The organism is Mucilaginibacter terrenus (assembly GCF_003432065.1).
GTDB lineage: Bacteria > Bacteroidota > Bacteroidia > Sphingobacteriales > Sphingobacteriaceae > Mucilaginibacter > Mucilaginibacter terrenus.
On record NZ_QWDE01000002.1, the window covers coordinates 636,385 to 650,769 of the forward strand.

General features: G+C 45.9%; 10 protein-coding genes. 6 read left to right on the forward strand and 4 right to left on the reverse strand.

Annotated features, from left to right (window positions below):
* The first annotated feature begins 61 nt into the window (after nt 1–61).
* The 3 genes from DYU05_RS13545 (at nt 62) to DYU05_RS13555 (ending at nt 4,387) form a co-directional block, all read left to right on the forward strand.
* A complete protein-coding gene (locus DYU05_RS13545) occupies nt 62–1,510 on the forward strand; it encodes a hypothetical protein (protein WP_117384006.1) in 1,449 nt (482 codons plus the stop codon).
* A 168-nt stretch (nt 1,511–1,678) separates the two neighbouring features.
* Entirely contained in the window at nt 1,679–3,019 is a 1,341-nt protein-coding gene (locus DYU05_RS13550; protein ID WP_117383642.1) for a histidine-type phosphatase, read from the forward strand.
* Nucleotides 3,020–3,124: 105 nt separating this feature from the next.
* On the forward strand, nt 3,125–4,387 hold the full coding sequence (locus DYU05_RS13555) for a glycoside hydrolase family 27 protein (protein WP_117383643.1): 1,263 nt from the start codon (nt 3,125–3,127) through the stop codon (nt 4,385–4,387).
* A gap of 10 nt (nt 4,388–4,397) precedes the next feature.
* Here DYU05_RS13555 and DYU05_RS13560 read toward each other — a convergent pair whose 3' ends face one another.
* On the reverse strand, nt 4,398–5,393 hold the full coding sequence (locus tag DYU05_RS13560; RefSeq protein ID WP_205771879.1) for a sugar phosphate isomerase/epimerase family protein: 996 nt from the start codon (nt 5,391–5,393) through the stop codon (nt 4,398–4,400).
* Nucleotides 5,394–5,515: 122 nt separating this feature from the next.
* Between DYU05_RS13560 and DYU05_RS13565 the strand changes: the two genes are divergently transcribed.
* Nucleotides 5,516–6,292 carry an NUDIX hydrolase gene (locus DYU05_RS13565; RefSeq protein WP_117383645.1) on the forward strand — a complete coding sequence of 259 codons (777 nt, stop codon included), beginning with the start codon at nt 5,516–5,518 and terminating at the stop codon, nt 6,290–6,292.
* Between the two features lie 2 nt (nt 6,293–6,294).
* Here DYU05_RS13565 and DYU05_RS13570 read toward each other — a convergent pair whose 3' ends face one another.
* The 3 genes from DYU05_RS13570 to DYU05_RS13580 all read right to left on the reverse strand — a co-directional run bounded on the left by DYU05_RS13570 (nt 6,295) and on the right by DYU05_RS13580 (nt 11,527).
* Nucleotides 6,295–7,194, reverse strand: a complete 900-nt coding sequence (locus DYU05_RS13570; protein ID WP_117383646.1) for a metallophosphoesterase family protein — start codon at nt 7,192–7,194, stop codon at nt 6,295–6,297.
* Nucleotides 7,195–7,203: 9 nt separating this feature from the next.
* On the reverse strand, nt 7,204–9,102 hold the full coding sequence (locus DYU05_RS13575; RefSeq protein WP_117383647.1) for an alkaline phosphatase: 1,899 nt from the start codon (nt 9,100–9,102) through the stop codon (nt 7,204–7,206).
* Nucleotides 9,103–9,211: 109 nt separating this feature from the next.
* Nucleotides 9,212–11,527, reverse strand: coding sequence for a family 20 glycosylhydrolase (locus DYU05_RS13580; protein WP_117383648.1), 2,316 nt, complete (start codon nt 11,525–11,527; stop codon nt 9,212–9,214).
* 111 nt (nt 11,528–11,638) lie between these two features.
* On the opposite strand from DYU05_RS13580, the gene DYU05_RS13585 reads away from it, so the two are divergent.
* On the forward strand, nt 11,639–12,505 hold the full coding sequence (locus DYU05_RS13585) for a PfkB family carbohydrate kinase (RefSeq protein ID WP_117383649.1): 867 nt from the start codon (nt 11,639–11,641) through the stop codon (nt 12,503–12,505).
* A 34-nt stretch (nt 12,506–12,539) separates the two neighbouring features.
* Nucleotides 12,540–14,381, forward strand: coding sequence for an ABC transporter ATP-binding protein (locus DYU05_RS13590; protein WP_205771881.1), 1,842 nt, complete (start codon nt 12,540–12,542; stop codon nt 14,379–14,381).
* Nucleotides 14,382–14,385 lie beyond the last annotated feature (4 nt).

Here is a 14,385-nt window from a genome sequence, read left to right on the forward strand (position 1 = left end):
GTAATGTTGAGTTTAAGAGATAAGAGTTCCTTTGGACACAGAAAAAAAACAAATGATCAAGATGAAAAAATTTTTATTCATTGCGGCTTTAGGCACTAGCCTTTTCGTAGCAAGTTGCTCTAAAAACACAGTTGACAACGGCGGCGGCCCTATAGTAAATCCTACTGACGGCAACGTTGTAACAGTTAGCGGCGATATTACTACTGCCACCAGCTGGTCAGCAGATAAAATCTACTTATTAAAAGGTAACGTATTCGTAACTAATAATGCGGTATTAACTATTGCTCCGGGCACTATCATCAAAGGTGATAAGGCTACTAAAGGTGCTTTGATCATTACCCGCGGTGCTCAGATTCAAGCTGTTGGCACAGTAGATAAGCCAATTGTATTTACATCTAATGTTGCTGCCGGCGGCCGTTCACAAGGCGATTGGGGTGGCGTTATCCTTTTAGGAAAGGCTCCTAACAATGCTGGTACTTCTATCTCTATTGAAGGTATATCTGATGCTACCGACAAAGGTAAACATGGCGGTACCGAAGCTGCTGATAACTCAGGTACTATGAAGTACGTGCGTATTGAATATGCTGGTATACCATTGAGCCCTGATAACGAGATCAACGGTTTAACTTTTGGTTCAGTTGGTTCAGGTACTACTATTGATTATGTTGAAGTTTACCGTTCAGGTGACGACTCTTTTGAATGGTTTGGTGGTACAGTTAACTGCAAGCACTTACTTTCAATTGATAGCTGGGATGATGATTTTGATACTGACAACGGTTTCTCAGGTAAAGTACAATTCGGTCTTGCACAGCGCTTGGCAGCAACTGCTGACGTATCTGGCTCGAATGGTTTTGAGTCTGACAACAATGCAACCGGTACAAACGCTACTCCTCAAACTACAGCTGTTTTCTCAAACATGACCATTTTAGGTCCAAAAGAATCGGCAACTTTCACAGCAATCAATGCTAACTTCCAGCATGGTGCTCAAATACGCCGTAACTCATCTATCAGCATTTTCAACTCAGTAATTGCTGGTTATACTGAAGGTGTGTTTTATGACGATGCCTTACCAGCAGGTGGCGCAGAAAATTCATCTGCTAACCTGGTAGCTGGCCGCTCAGTTTTTTCAAACAACGTTATAGTAGGCAGCAATAGCAAAGGCAATCAAATTAAAGCTTCTAATGCAACAGCTTTAGGCGTAATTACTCCACTGCTAAGTGCACCTAATAACACGTTCCTGCCTGATTCTTACGCCGCTGCTATCTACACAGATCCATATAAATTCGGAGCTGATCTTGCTCCTGCAGCAAGGGCTGGCGTACCTAACTTTATACAGGTAGCGTCTTCACCGGCTTTAATTGGTGCTTTATTCACCAATACTAAAGTTGCTGATGCATTCTTTGAAAAGGTTGCTTTTAAAGGTGCTATTGGTACTACTGACTGGACTGCTACATGGGCTAACTTTAACCCACAAGTAACTCCTTACACTACTCCAGGTACTGTAAACTAATAAACATATAAAATACATAAAGGTGGCTGTTCGCGATAAGCGGACAGCCACCTTTGTTTTGTAGACAGTTACCAATACGAAGAGCATAAACCTTCAAAAACCGCAGTTTTTATCGCGAACTGTAGCTGTCTTTCCATAGTAGCAATTATCTTTAACCAGTATTATCACATGATCGCAAAAGCCATTTTTTCCGTTGCTCTTTTTACTGTGGTGGCAACATCCGCGAAAGCCCAGGAATGTACCACCGATTTCCTCGGAACCAAAACCCTGTACTCAGCGCCACTTGCAGATAACGTTAAAATACCTGACGGTTATAAACCGGTGTTTGTTAACTACGTTGGCCGGCATGGGGCAAGGCACCTTACCAAGTCGCCGCAGGCAGCCTACATTTACAGGCTTATTGCGAAAGCCGACAGTGCTAATGCGCTTACCACATTAGGACAGCAATTGAAGAAAATGGTAGGAGTGTTGGATAAGGTAGAAAAAGGTAACACCAAAAGCATTTCTGTAGAAGGAGCAACCGAACTAATGGGTATTGCCGGGAGGTTATATAAGAACAACCCCAGCGTATTTACAGGCAGGCCTAAGGTAACTGTGGCAGTCACTAAAGAGATACGCACACGCCAGAGCGCAGATGCTTTTCTGAAGGGATTGAAACCACTCTTAAGCAATAGCGAGATCATTGGGACGGGCATTAACGATACTACGCTGAGGTTTTATGACCTGTCTCCGGCTTACCTTGAATTTGAAGAAAAAGGCTCATGGAAGAAAGTTCTTGCCGATCTGAAAAGCTACCTGAGCATACCTGAACTAAACGAGCGTATTGCAGCTCGCTTTTTTACAGCTGATTATGTGAAAAACCTTTCGGCTGATAACAAAGACGTTTTTGTAAGCGACCTTTTTGGCTTTGCCACTATTGTATATTCGCTGGAGCAGGAGATAAAGCAAGCTGGTTACCGCCGCCAGGATGTTAGTTTTCAAAGTTTTTTTACCTGTGATGAGCTGGCTACCCTTAGCCGGATTGATGTAGCTGAAGATTTTTTCAAGAAGGGGCCTGGCACCGACATCAACGGAATACAGGTTAAAATAGCTGCGCCGCTTTTGGTGGATTTTATACAAACAACGGATAACTACATTGCAGATAAAAAGATCAGCGCGAACCTCAGGTTCTCTCATGCGGAGACCATATCTCCCCTGGCGGCATTACTTAACCTAAATACCACAGCCAACATGGGGACTTACCTGCAGCTTATAAACAAGAACTGGCAATCCGGCAAGGTAATACCACTAAGTGCTAACATACAATGGATACTTTACCGCAACAATGCAGGAAAATACCTTTTACGCTGCTTGCTGAACGAGAAGGACCCGAGCATTCCCGGGTTAAAACCTGCTTATACTAATTTTTACGAGTGGAAAGATGTAAAAGCTTACTACATCAAGCGATTGAAAGCAATAGGTGCTAATCCCAAAAGCAACATGCTTAGCTATCTTAAAGAGGTAAAGTAATCATCAAAAAAGGTAAAGAAAGTACTAGCGGTACCTGGTTTATCCTGCTATTTTTGAGTTGCTCAGAGAGTATATAGCATCTATCAATTTAGCGAACCAATTATCATGAAATCTTACCTACTATCCGGCTTGGCTGCACTGCTTTTGTCTGGTTTAACCGGCTTGTCTGCTAACGCACAGGATGCTGCTGCCCCTGTTGCGGTTGCAAAAGCAAAGCTGCAGACCGGTAATCTTGCACCTACACCGCCAATGGGTTGGAACACTTGGAACACCTTTCAAACTCGGATAGATGAACCTTTGCTAAAAGGTATGGTTGATGCGTATGTATCGTCGGGTATGCGCGATGCCGGATATAAGTACTTTGTATTGGACGACGGATGGATGACCATGGAACGCGATGCCAGCGGCAATTTAGTTGCCGATCCTAAAAAGTTCCCGAACGGTATGAAAGCCTTGGCCGATTATGTGCATAGCAAAGGGTTAAAGTTTGGTATATACAATTGTGCCGGCTGGAAAACCTGTGCCGGTTACCCGGGTTCGCGCGGGCACGAGTACCAGGATGCTTTGCTATATGCATCATGGGGCGTTGATTTTTTGAAATATGATTGGTGTAATACCGATAGCCTGAACGCGCGCGAAGCTTACATTACAATGAGTGCGGCTTTAAAAGCAACCGGTAGACCAATAGTGTTTAGCTTGTGCGAATGGGGGAACCATAAACCATGGCAATGGGCCGGCGGTGTTGGCGAACTTTACCGTACTACCGGAGACATTACTGCTAATTTTGATAAAGACAAACATATGGGTACCTGGAGCGCCCTTAGTGTAATGCATATTTTAGATCAGCAGGTTAACATTCGCCAGTTTAACGGACCCAATCACTGGAACGATCCGGACATGCTGGAGGTTGGCAATGGTATGAGCTACAGTGAGGATAAGGCGCATTTCTCTATGTGGTGCATGCTGTCTGCTCCGCTTGCTGCCGGAAACGATCTTAGGAAAATGTCAGACCAAACTAAATCCATCCTGACCAATAAGGAAGTAATTGCCATTGATCAGGATGAATTAGGTATAGCGGCGTATAAAAAAGCATTGCCGGACAGTATAGAAGTTTGGGTTAAGCCTTTAAAAAACAACGATGTAGCCGTTTGCTTTCTTAACAGATCGGCCAAATCGCAAAAGCTGGATATAAAATGGGCCGACCTTAACCTGGAAGATAAAACCACCGGATTAAACATCAGCTTTAATACCAGGCAATACGCCGCCCGCGATCTTTGGACAAAAACAGCCACAGGTACAACCAAGGGCAGCTTTAAGCAGGAAATTCCGATGCATGATGTAGTGATGCTCCGGCTAACTGCGAAGTAACGCAATATTGCTAAGCCATTCTGCCTGCTTTTTCTACCAGGTTTTTAACTGCTGTGGTGCCGGCATAATCATCCAGGTACTTGGTGTCTTTGCTGTACATCTTTAGCAGGCCGCCTTCGTACTCGATACTCACCCAGCCTTTAAAGCCAGACTGCTTTATTATCTTAAACATCTTATAAAAGTCGGTTTCTGGGTCGTCGCCATTGGCAGCAAATACATGCGATTTAGCGTGTACTCCTTTAGCAAACGGCATTAGTTCAGTAATGCCTTTATACTTGTCGTACTCTTCCAGGCACCTGGTTTCCATATACCCGGCAATGTCGTTTGTTTTCGGCTTAGTGCGGTTTATGCAAAAGTTACCAAAATCGGCTAACGTACCGCAGTGCTCGCTGTTCACCTGTTTCATAACACCGGCCAGCCAATCTCCGTTGCAGGATATACCTATGTGGTTTTCTACTATAACGTCCACCTTGCTCTTACTGCCATATTCAATAAGGCGGTTAAGGCTGTCAGCTGCTGCCTTAGCTACTTCGGCAGGGTCGCCATCCCCCTCAACGTTCACGCGTATCATAGGGCATCCAAGCGCGGCGGCAGCATCTATCCATTTATGATGATTGTCTACGGCTTTCAACCGGGCGGTTTCGTTTAAGTCGCCTAAAACACCTTCACCATCAATCATTATCCGCAGGTTGTAGCTGCCGGCATCTTCCGAACGCTTTTTAAGCTCAGCTAAAAAGACGCTGTCTTTAGCTTTATCTGCAAAAAACATAGAGCAGTAGTCTAACCCTGATATGCCAAGCTCTTTTGCTTTTGCAGGGAAGTCGAGCGCTCTCAATTGCCCCGACCAGAACTGGCTGGCGAAAGAGAATTGTGACACTGCTATTTTAAAGAATAGTTCTTTACTGCTTTCAGCATACAGATACTGCGGCACGGATGCGGCAACGGCTAAGCTAGCAGTGCCAAAGGCAGTTTGCCTTATAAAAGCTCGTCTGTTAGTTTTCATCATAATTGGTTTTGGCTAATTGGTGGTTTGTAAATTGAAGGTATTAAATAAAGTGTTACAAATAGTAAATTTTACTAAATAAAAATTTCACCAGGAGTTATAATAAGGATTAGTATTTTTAACCGATGATTACACAAGCGGAGATTGACGAGTTTGTACTTAATGGTGCCCGTATTTACATTCCGCATGTGTCGTTAGATTGTGCCATTTTTGGCTATCATGAGCAACAGTTAAAGCTTTTGTTGATAAAACACAAAGCTGTTGACGGCTGGTGCCTGCCCGGCGGTTACATAAAGCGGACGGAAAAACTTGCGGATGCAGCTGCCCGGAACGTAAAAGAACGCACTGGTGTGGATGGCCTTTTTCTGCAGCAATTTAAAACGTTTGGCGACCCCAACCGTGTAAAGTTTGAAGAAATTGATGAGCAGCTTTGGTACCGTATAATGGGCGTGAAGATTACCAAAGACAACTGGTTGATAGATCAGACCATATCGGTAGGGTTTTACGCCATTACAGATTTTTCTCGTACCGTGCTCGAGCCCGGCTTTCTTGCTGTAGAATGCGCATGGTTTGATATAGATGCCTTACCCAAACTGGAGTTTGATCATGACGAGATGGTGCGCGAGGCATTACACACCATGCGTATACAGTTGTACCATTACCCAATAGGTTACAATATGCTGCCGGGCAAGTTCACCCTATCAGAGATCCACGCGCTGTATCAAACAATGCTTGGCAAAAAACTGGATGTAAGTAACTTTACAAAAAAGCTGATTGCCTTGGGCTTGTTGAAGAAGCTTGACGAGAAACGGAGCATAGGGGCGCACCGATCGCCACATTTGTACAGCTTTGTTAAAGAACGTTATGAAGAAGCCCTTAACGAGGGTATCGTGTTAAGCTAAGCCTAGTAATTAACATAACTTTCTGTAAAGCTGCCGTCGCTGTAAAGGTCTATTAACCCGTAGCCGGGGGCAGTTTCGCGCCGGTTGCCTTCCCACCATGCACCACTTACGGCGCCATCGCAGATGTAAGTAACATTGTTATAAACCAGTTTCTCTTGCAGGTGGATGTGCCCGCTTAGGCAGAGTTTAACATTAGGATGTTTGTAAAACAACGAGATGATCTTCGATGTATCGGTATGCATATCTCCGCCAAGCATAACCCATTTGTTTACAACATCATCTTCAATAAGGTTGGTAGCCGTAAGAATAGGTATGTGCGACATTATCAGAACAGGTGTATCAGCGCTTGTGGATTTCAGTTCGTTTTCAAGCCAGGCGAACTGCTCATCACCTAACTTGCCAATGTACCACGTGCCATCAACATCAAGATGAACACTGTCGAGAATAATAAATTTCCAGCCGTTCTTTTCGAAGCTGTAATAGGGTACGCTTAAGCCAAGCTGATCCATAGCGTATTTCTTACCATAAATTGCCTGGCCCTTAGTGTTCTCGTTCCACCAGATATCGTGATTGCCTAAACAGTATTTTACGGGGAGGCTGCATTCTTTATGTAGAAGATCTTTGGTGAGTTTCCATTGTGCATCAATTACACCAAGGTTCTCTTTGTTCATGTCAAACACAATGTCACCACCGTTCAGGATCATGTCTACACGCGGCGCTTGCTGCTGTACATGATGCAGGCACCGCGCGTACCTTGCAGGGGCGTTAAATTTATCTTTCAGGTGTACATCTGTAAGATGCGCAATACGCATTACTTTTTTAGCACCTGTGTTTTGCTGAAGTGTGAAAGCAGGGGCAAGCAGCAGGCCCCCCAGGTTTTTTAAAGCAGATCTTCTTTGCATGTCAAATCGCTATTTAGCGGCTTTAAGAAGGTTTAAAATTTTATAGAACAGCGCCGTATTGGGATACGTGCCGGTAAAGTCCTGCGCGTGAGGCCCATAAGCAAATACCGGTACGTTAATGCTGGTATGGTCGTTTGTGCTAAAAGAACCCAGTACCATGCCGTTGTTTGCTGATGCGTCAAGCAGGGTAAGACCGCCCGTCTCGTGATCTGCTGTAATGATTACAAGCGTTTCGCCGTCCTCATCTGCAAATTTCAGTGCTTCAGCTACAGTTTTATCCAAGTCGTGAAGTTCGGTAACTACATAGGGCAAATCATTAGCGTGACCGCCATAGTCAATTTGCGCACCTTCGGCCATAATAAAAAAGCCTTTTTTGTTGCCGGACAATAAACGTATTGTTTGCAGTATCGATGTTTTAAGCATATCGCCCCGGCCGTCTTTTACCGGGCGGGTATCAGCATCGCTTAATAGCACCAGCTGTTTACCTCCGTTTGCCTTTTCAAGTTCGTTTAATTTTAAATGCAACTGATAACCGGCAGCACTTAACTTGTTCATCAGGCCTTTATCCTTGTTTTGAAGAAAGCTTTTTTGATTAGAGCCAATCAGTACATCAACATGACTTGTCAGCAGATCGGCAGCTATTGCGTTGGATGAATCACGGTCGGGCTGGTGTGCGTAAAACGCAGCAGGTGTGGCATCAGTAATGTCGCCGCTGCTTATGATACCTGAACGGATACCGTGTGCTGAAAGTGCATCGGGCAGGTTAGCTAACGGTTCGTCGTTTGGCCCTGTACCAATTGCGCGGTTGTTGGTCTTGTGACCGGTGGCCATAGCGGTAGCACCTGCTGCCGAATCGGTGTTGCCAGAATTGCTTGCAGCCGTTTGTGAAAAGCCAATGAAGCGGCACTGTGTGATATTAAGCTGGCCATGGTTGGCGGTTTGCCCCGCCTGTAATTGCGCCGGCCCCATGCCATCACCAATTATCAAGATAACGTTTTTCACTTTCTTGTTAGCACCATCAATCTTGTAGGCTGGCTTATACACCTGGTAAGGTGAAGGGTTCGCAAACAGAAGTTTCTTACGGTTAATGTAAAAGTCATGCAGTTGCTGCGGGTGGTCCGTGTTGATCCAATCGGCGCCAAGTTTTTCCAGTTGTATCCAACTGTTAGGGCTGTCGGGCGTAGCCCAAAACCTGAAAGGCTTATGCCGCTGATGAGCGGCTTCAATCATCTGCCGTAACTTAACAGAGTCCTGCCGGGTTAACGTTCCTTTACCGTTCCACTTTGTATATTCGGTAATTGCATCACTGATCATAGCAACACGACTTATCTGTTGGTCGGTATATTTGGTATAGGGCCGTCCGTCAAAAAGAATGTAGCTTGGGTAATCTGTAAAATGTGCCGGCTCGGGCATGTCGCCGCTTAATACAACACGTACGCAATGTTTATTTGCAGGATCATTGAAAACGCGCTGATAAGGTGCCAGTTCGCGCAGCAACTCAGGTATCACATGTTCATGGTCTTCCTTAATGTCAATAACCAACTGCAGCGAGAAAGATGAATCAGCATACGGGCGGCCGTTGTTCTTAGTGAAAAGGGCAACTAAAGGCCTTAAATAAACACTATCAAGTGTAAAGCCATCCCTGATCTCCTCCTTAGCATGGGCCACATATAGACGACCGTTATGAAAATACACATCAGCTTCTATAGAGCCCGCGCCTGAATAATAGGCCTGTAAAAAAGGTATGTTCTGCCGGTAATCATTATGGCTATGACCACGGTTTACAAGCGGGCGGATGTTGGCTGGTGCGATATCGCTGTTTGTTTTATTAGTTCTCGGCTGCGCGAAGATGGTGGAGGCGAACCCCAGCAAGAACAACAAACCACTGGTAAATACATGTAGTTTCATAAGGATATACCCAATATGCTTAGAACATTATAAACCGCAATGGTAACAATTGATTAATAAATTACAATTCAGCCTACATTAAGCTTATGTTACAACGAGCTAAATGGTTTTAATAGAACAAGCTTTCAGCCTGAAGTTCCTCTTTTGTGCCGCCGGGCGCTGTAACATAAATCTTGAGCGGTGTTTGCCTCACGCGATACTGCCCCGGTACCTGTACAGGAGTACTGTAAATGTACTTTACCTGCATTTTATGTAGGCCTTTTGCCAGTGGTAAAACAGACTCGGCTTCAGTAATTTTCTCGCCATCTACAAATACCTGTGTATCGGTGTATGATGCTTGCCCAAAGTTGTAGCTTCCGTCCTGATCAATGTTGATGAAGCCGTTGTACACCACACCAAAGTAAGGAGTGTCTTTTTTAAACGCCTCTGAATTAAGCTGTGGTGTAGTTGCTGAATCAGTCAGCAGTACATAATCCAACTGATCGGGTGAGGTAAAGCGGCCCTTTACCAGCTTGTATTTCAAGCCGGGCTTAGCAGCAGTAATATTTATTGCAGGCATAACAGCACGGTTTACCAGCAGTACACGCGTCGCTATACTGCGCCTGCCTTTAGGTGTTATTACCCTGGTTTTAAACTCCCTTTTTTCATTTGCAGGAACTATAATGGTAACAGGCGAGGTATACTCCCAATCGGTATCTAATGGATCTCGACCGTTAAGGGTATAGTAGATCTTAGCGCCCGGTACAACTGACTTTGGTTCAAAAGTAAATTTGCTGCCAATAAGTATGGTGTCCAGCGTGGGCAATGCCGTTGGCACCCGGTAATTGTAACCCATATACTCTAAACGGTTAAAGTGTTTTGCAAGCCGCACGTTGGCAAAGTTGTCGTAGTTTTTATTGGCAGGTTTGCTCCATGCAACTTCTGCCAGGGCAAACAACCGCGGAAAGATCTGGTATTGCAGTTTAGCTACGGTAGGCACATATTCCGTCCATAAGTTACCTTGCGTGCCTATCACATATTTTTGCTCGTCTGGTGTAAGTTGTTTGGATACCGGATCATAGTCGTATGTTTCCTGCAGTACGGCATATCGGCCAAAAGATACCGGCTCCTGGGGAGAACCGCTCTGGTAATGGTCAAAGTAATTGCCCGTTGTCTGGGGTGTCATAATAACGTTATGGTGCTGGCGCGCGGCTGCAATACCACCTTCTTCGCCCTGCCAGCTCATCACGGTTGCATTTGGCGCGAGGCCGCCTTCCAAAATTTCATCCCACCCTATGATACTGCGTCCTTTGGAGTTAATGAACTTTTCCATCCGCTGGATAAAGTAACTTTGTACCTCTTTTTCATCTTTTAGGCCTTTTTCTTTCATCAGGCCCTGTACAAAGGCCGATTCTTTCCAGGGCTGCTTGTTGGCCTCATCGCCGCCTATATGAATGTATTTGCTCGGGAACAAATCCATCACCTCGGTAAGCACGCCTTCCAGGAAGGTGAAGGTTTCTTCGGTAGGGCAGTAAATGCCGTTAATACTGCGTGCCGGTGCTTTGGGGTCTGCAGGCTCACAACGTAATTCGGGGTAGGCTCTTAGCGCCGCGTCCGAGTGTGCGGGCATCTCAATTTCGGGAATTACATTTATGTAGCGCGCTGCTGCAAATTTTACTACATCGCGTATCTGCTCCTGTGTGTAAAAGCCGCCGTAGTTAAGGCTGTCCGGCCAATCGCGGTTGTTGCCGAACATGGTTTGCTGGCGAAAGCCGCCTACCTCGGTAAGCTTAGGATACTTTTTTATCTCAATGCGCCAACCCTGCCCATCCACCAGGTGCCAATGAAAATTGTTGAGCTTATAATACGCCATCATTTCTATCACTTTCTTCACCTGCGGTACAGTAAAGAAGTGGCGGGATACATCCAGCATCATACCGCGATAGCCAAATCTGGGGGAGTCTTCAATAGTTACACATGGTAATAGTTCTGCAGCAGACGGCTCTACCGGGAGCAACTGTAAAAGCGTTTGCACGCCATAGAACAACCCGGCGTTTTTACCGATGATAGTGATCTTTTTTGGAGTGATTGTAAGCTTGTAGCCTTCAGGGGGCAGCTTATCGGCACCAACAGTAGTAAGCACCAGTCCGGTACTTGCCTTGCTTTTTTTGTTGTATTTCGCTACTTTATTCTTGAAATGACGATTAGTTAAAAGATAATCTTTAAGAAACAGCACAGCTTTATCTTTTGGGTCATCGGCTTTAATCAGCGTTGATTCGTTTAACTTAAAATAACCAGCAGCCGGTATAACGGAGGCAGGCGCCGGGATAATGCCCATATAAGGGTCTGCCGGTGCCTGTGCTTTGGCTTGCCCTAAGAATAATGCACCCAGCAATATTAAGATTATACAGGAAAGTTTGTGGCGTTGAGAGATGTAGTAGTTCATTATAAAGTAAATGTGAGATAAGGCAAGTTAAAAATTATCCCTGCTAAAATGCGGCGGCTATGGTAACAATTAGTTGACAAGCTTATATTTACCGTTCATTAAATTTTTGTGATGGTTGATATTTGCTGCATAGGCCACATTACCCTCGATAAAATTGTCACCCCGCGCGCTGTAAGGCACATGGCCGGTGGCACTGCTTTTTACTTTTCGCATGCTATGCGGCACATGAATATAAACTACAGCCTTGTAACGGCACTTGCAGAGAGTGAAATGCAGAGTGTTGCAGACCTCCGCGAGTTGGGGATATCTGTAAAAGCGTTGCCCAGCAAGCATACCGTTTACTTTGAGAACATATATGGCGATAACCAGGATAACCGCACCCAGCGGGTTTTGCAGGTTGCTGATGCGTTTAGCGTAGAGTCTCTGAAGGATGTTGAAGCGACGATATTTCATCTTGGCCCGCTATTGGCGCATGATGTACCAACCAGCCTGATAAAGGACTTGTTTGGCCGGGGCAATGTGTCTGTTGATGCACAGGGCTATTTGCGTGAGGTGGTAGACAAACAAGTTAAGGCGATTGACTGGGCCGATAAGCGTGCGGCGTTGCAATATGTAGATATCCTGAAAGTAAATGAGCATGAACTGGAGGTACTGACAGGTAACGCCGACATCCGTGAAGGAGCTAAGATACTGGCTGAGTGGGGCGTAAAAGAGGTGGTAGTTACCCTTGGCAGCATGGGTTCGGTAATTTATGCGGACAGCGTGTTTTACGATATTCCACCGTATACGCCTACCGAGGTTGTAGATGCTACAGGTTGCGGCGACACCTATATGGCTGGTTACCTTTACCGCCGAGTTAAAGGTGATGATATTGCAGATGCCGGAAGGTTCGCGTCGGCAATGGCAGCCTTAAAGATTGAGAATGCCGGACCGTTTAGTGGCACAGAAGATGACGTTCGCGCGATCATGGCAAAGTAGCCAAACCCTTATCTTGCGGAAACGTTAAAGCTACATGCCTTTAAAAGACCGTCCGCCTGTAAAAGCTATTCCTACACTAACCCTTAAGGAACGGCTGGCAGCATTGCGCAGCTTGCCTGCATTTTTCAGGCTGGTTTATCAAACGAGTCCGGGTATGACGCTGGTAAACGTCTTACTGCGTTTTATACGATCTGCCCTGCCGTTGCTTATCCTGTATGTAGGTAAGCTCATTATAGACCAGGTGGTGCTGGCCACAAAGACGAGCGGGACCAGCCCACACCCGTATATATGGGAACTTGTCGGGCTGGAGTTTGGCCTGGTAATTTTTAATGATGTACTTGGGCGCGCAATTACGCTGTTTGACAGTTTGCTTGGCGATCTCTTTTCTAACCATACCTCTGTAAAGATCATGAACCACGCGGCCACGCTGGACCTAGACCAGTTTGAGGACGCGGTTTTTTACGATAAACTTGAAAGGGCGCGACAGCAAACCGTTGGCCGGACAATACTGCTTTCGCAGGTAATGAGCCAGGTGCAGGACCTGATCACTATGGGCTTTCTTGCTGCCGGGTTAATGGCTTTTAATCCCTGGCTTATTCTGTTGCTGCTCGTAACCATACTCCCGGCGTTCTTGGGCGAATCTTATTTTAACGACCAGACTTACGCGCTCAGTAGGCGACAAACGCCCGAGCGCCGTGAACTGGACTACCTGCGCTACCTGGGTGCCAGTGATGAGACTGCAAAAGAAGTGAAGATGTTTGATCTTTCGGCATTTATCATCGATAGATTTAAGGTTCTTTCTAACAAGTTTTATTTCGATAATAGGCGCATTGCTATTCAGCGATCTGCCTGGGGTACCGGGTTTGCTTTGCTGGGTAGTTTAGGCTACTACGGCGCTTACGTGTACATTATTGCGCGTACGGTTAGCGGGCACATTACCTTGGGAGAACTTACCTTCTTGGCAGGCTCATTCAGGCAGCTGCGTTCTTTGCTCGAGGCGATACTTACCCGTTTTACCGCCGTATCGCAAGGCGCGGTTTATCTGCAAGACTTTTTTGAGTTCTTTGATATTCAGCCGAAGATCCATCCTCCTGCCAATCCGCTGCCATTTCCTAATCCAGTTATACAGGGCTTTACTTTCGAGGATGTTGGCTTTAAATACATCCACTCTGAACGCTGGGCCAACCGGCATTTAAGCTTTACCCTGCACCCCGGAGAAAAACTGGCGTTGGTAGGCGAAAATGGTGCGGGCAAAACCACCCTGGTTAAGCTGCTTGCCCGGCTTTACGACCCGACTGAAGGACGGATTTTACTTGATGGCCGCGACCTTAAGGAGTACGATCTTACCGAGCTTAGGCTCAACATAGGCATCATCTTTCAGGATTACCTGCGGTACCAGATGACGTTCTCACAAAATATTGCTACAGGTAACATCGCCCATAAAGAAAATGCAGAGCTGATAAAAGCAGCTGCGAAACAAAGCCTGGCCGATGAGCTGGCGCAAAGGCTGCCGGGCGGCTACAATCAAATGCTTGGTAAACGCTTTTTCGAGGGTGTAGAACTCTCGGGCGGTGAGTGGCAAAAGGTGGCCGTTGCCAGGGCGTATCTGCGTGACGCGCAGTTACTGATACTTGATGAACCAACTTCCGCTTTGGACGCACGGGCAGAGTTTGAGGTATTTGAACGGTTTGCAGAACTTACGAAAGGACGTATGGCAGTGCTTATCTCGCATCGTTTTTCTACCGTCCGCATGGCCGACCGCATCCTGGTACTCCAGCAAGGGCAGATTGCAGAAGTTGGGAACCATCAGGAACTGTTGGCAAAAGGCGGCCGTTATGCAGAGCTGTTTAATTTGCAGGCGGCGGGGTATAAGTAAGTAG

Coding starts and splice junctions, on each gene's coding strand:
- DYU05_RS13560 (WP_205771879.1), bottom strand. CDS start 5,393: ATGATGAAAACTAACAGACGAGCTTTTATAAGGCAAACTGCCTTTGGC.
- DYU05_RS13545 (WP_117384006.1), top strand. CDS start 62: ATGAAAAAATTTTTATTCATTGCGGCTTTAGGCACTAGCCTTTTCGTA.
- DYU05_RS13555 (WP_117383643.1), top strand. CDS start 3,125: ATGAAATCTTACCTACTATCCGGCTTGGCTGCACTGCTTTTGTCTGGT.
- DYU05_RS13575 (WP_117383647.1), bottom strand. CDS start 9,102: ATGAAACTACATGTATTTACCAGTGGTTTGTTGTTCTTGCTGGGGTTC.
- DYU05_RS13585 (WP_117383649.1), top strand. CDS start 11,639: ATGGTTGATATTTGCTGCATAGGCCACATTACCCTCGATAAAATTGTC.
- DYU05_RS13550 (WP_117383642.1), top strand. CDS start 1,679: ATGATCGCAAAAGCCATTTTTTCCGTTGCTCTTTTTACTGTGGTGGCA.
- DYU05_RS13565 (WP_117383645.1), top strand. CDS start 5,516: ATGATTACACAAGCGGAGATTGACGAGTTTGTACTTAATGGTGCCCGT.
- DYU05_RS13580 (WP_117383648.1), bottom strand. CDS start 11,527: ATGAACTACTACATCTCTCAACGCCACAAACTTTCCTGTATAATCTTA.
- DYU05_RS13570 (WP_117383646.1), bottom strand. CDS start 7,194: ATGCAAAGAAGATCTGCTTTAAAAAACCTGGGGGGCCTGCTGCTTGCC.
- DYU05_RS13590 (WP_205771881.1), top strand. CDS start 12,540: ATGCCTTTAAAAGACCGTCCGCCTGTAAAAGCTATTCCTACACTAACC.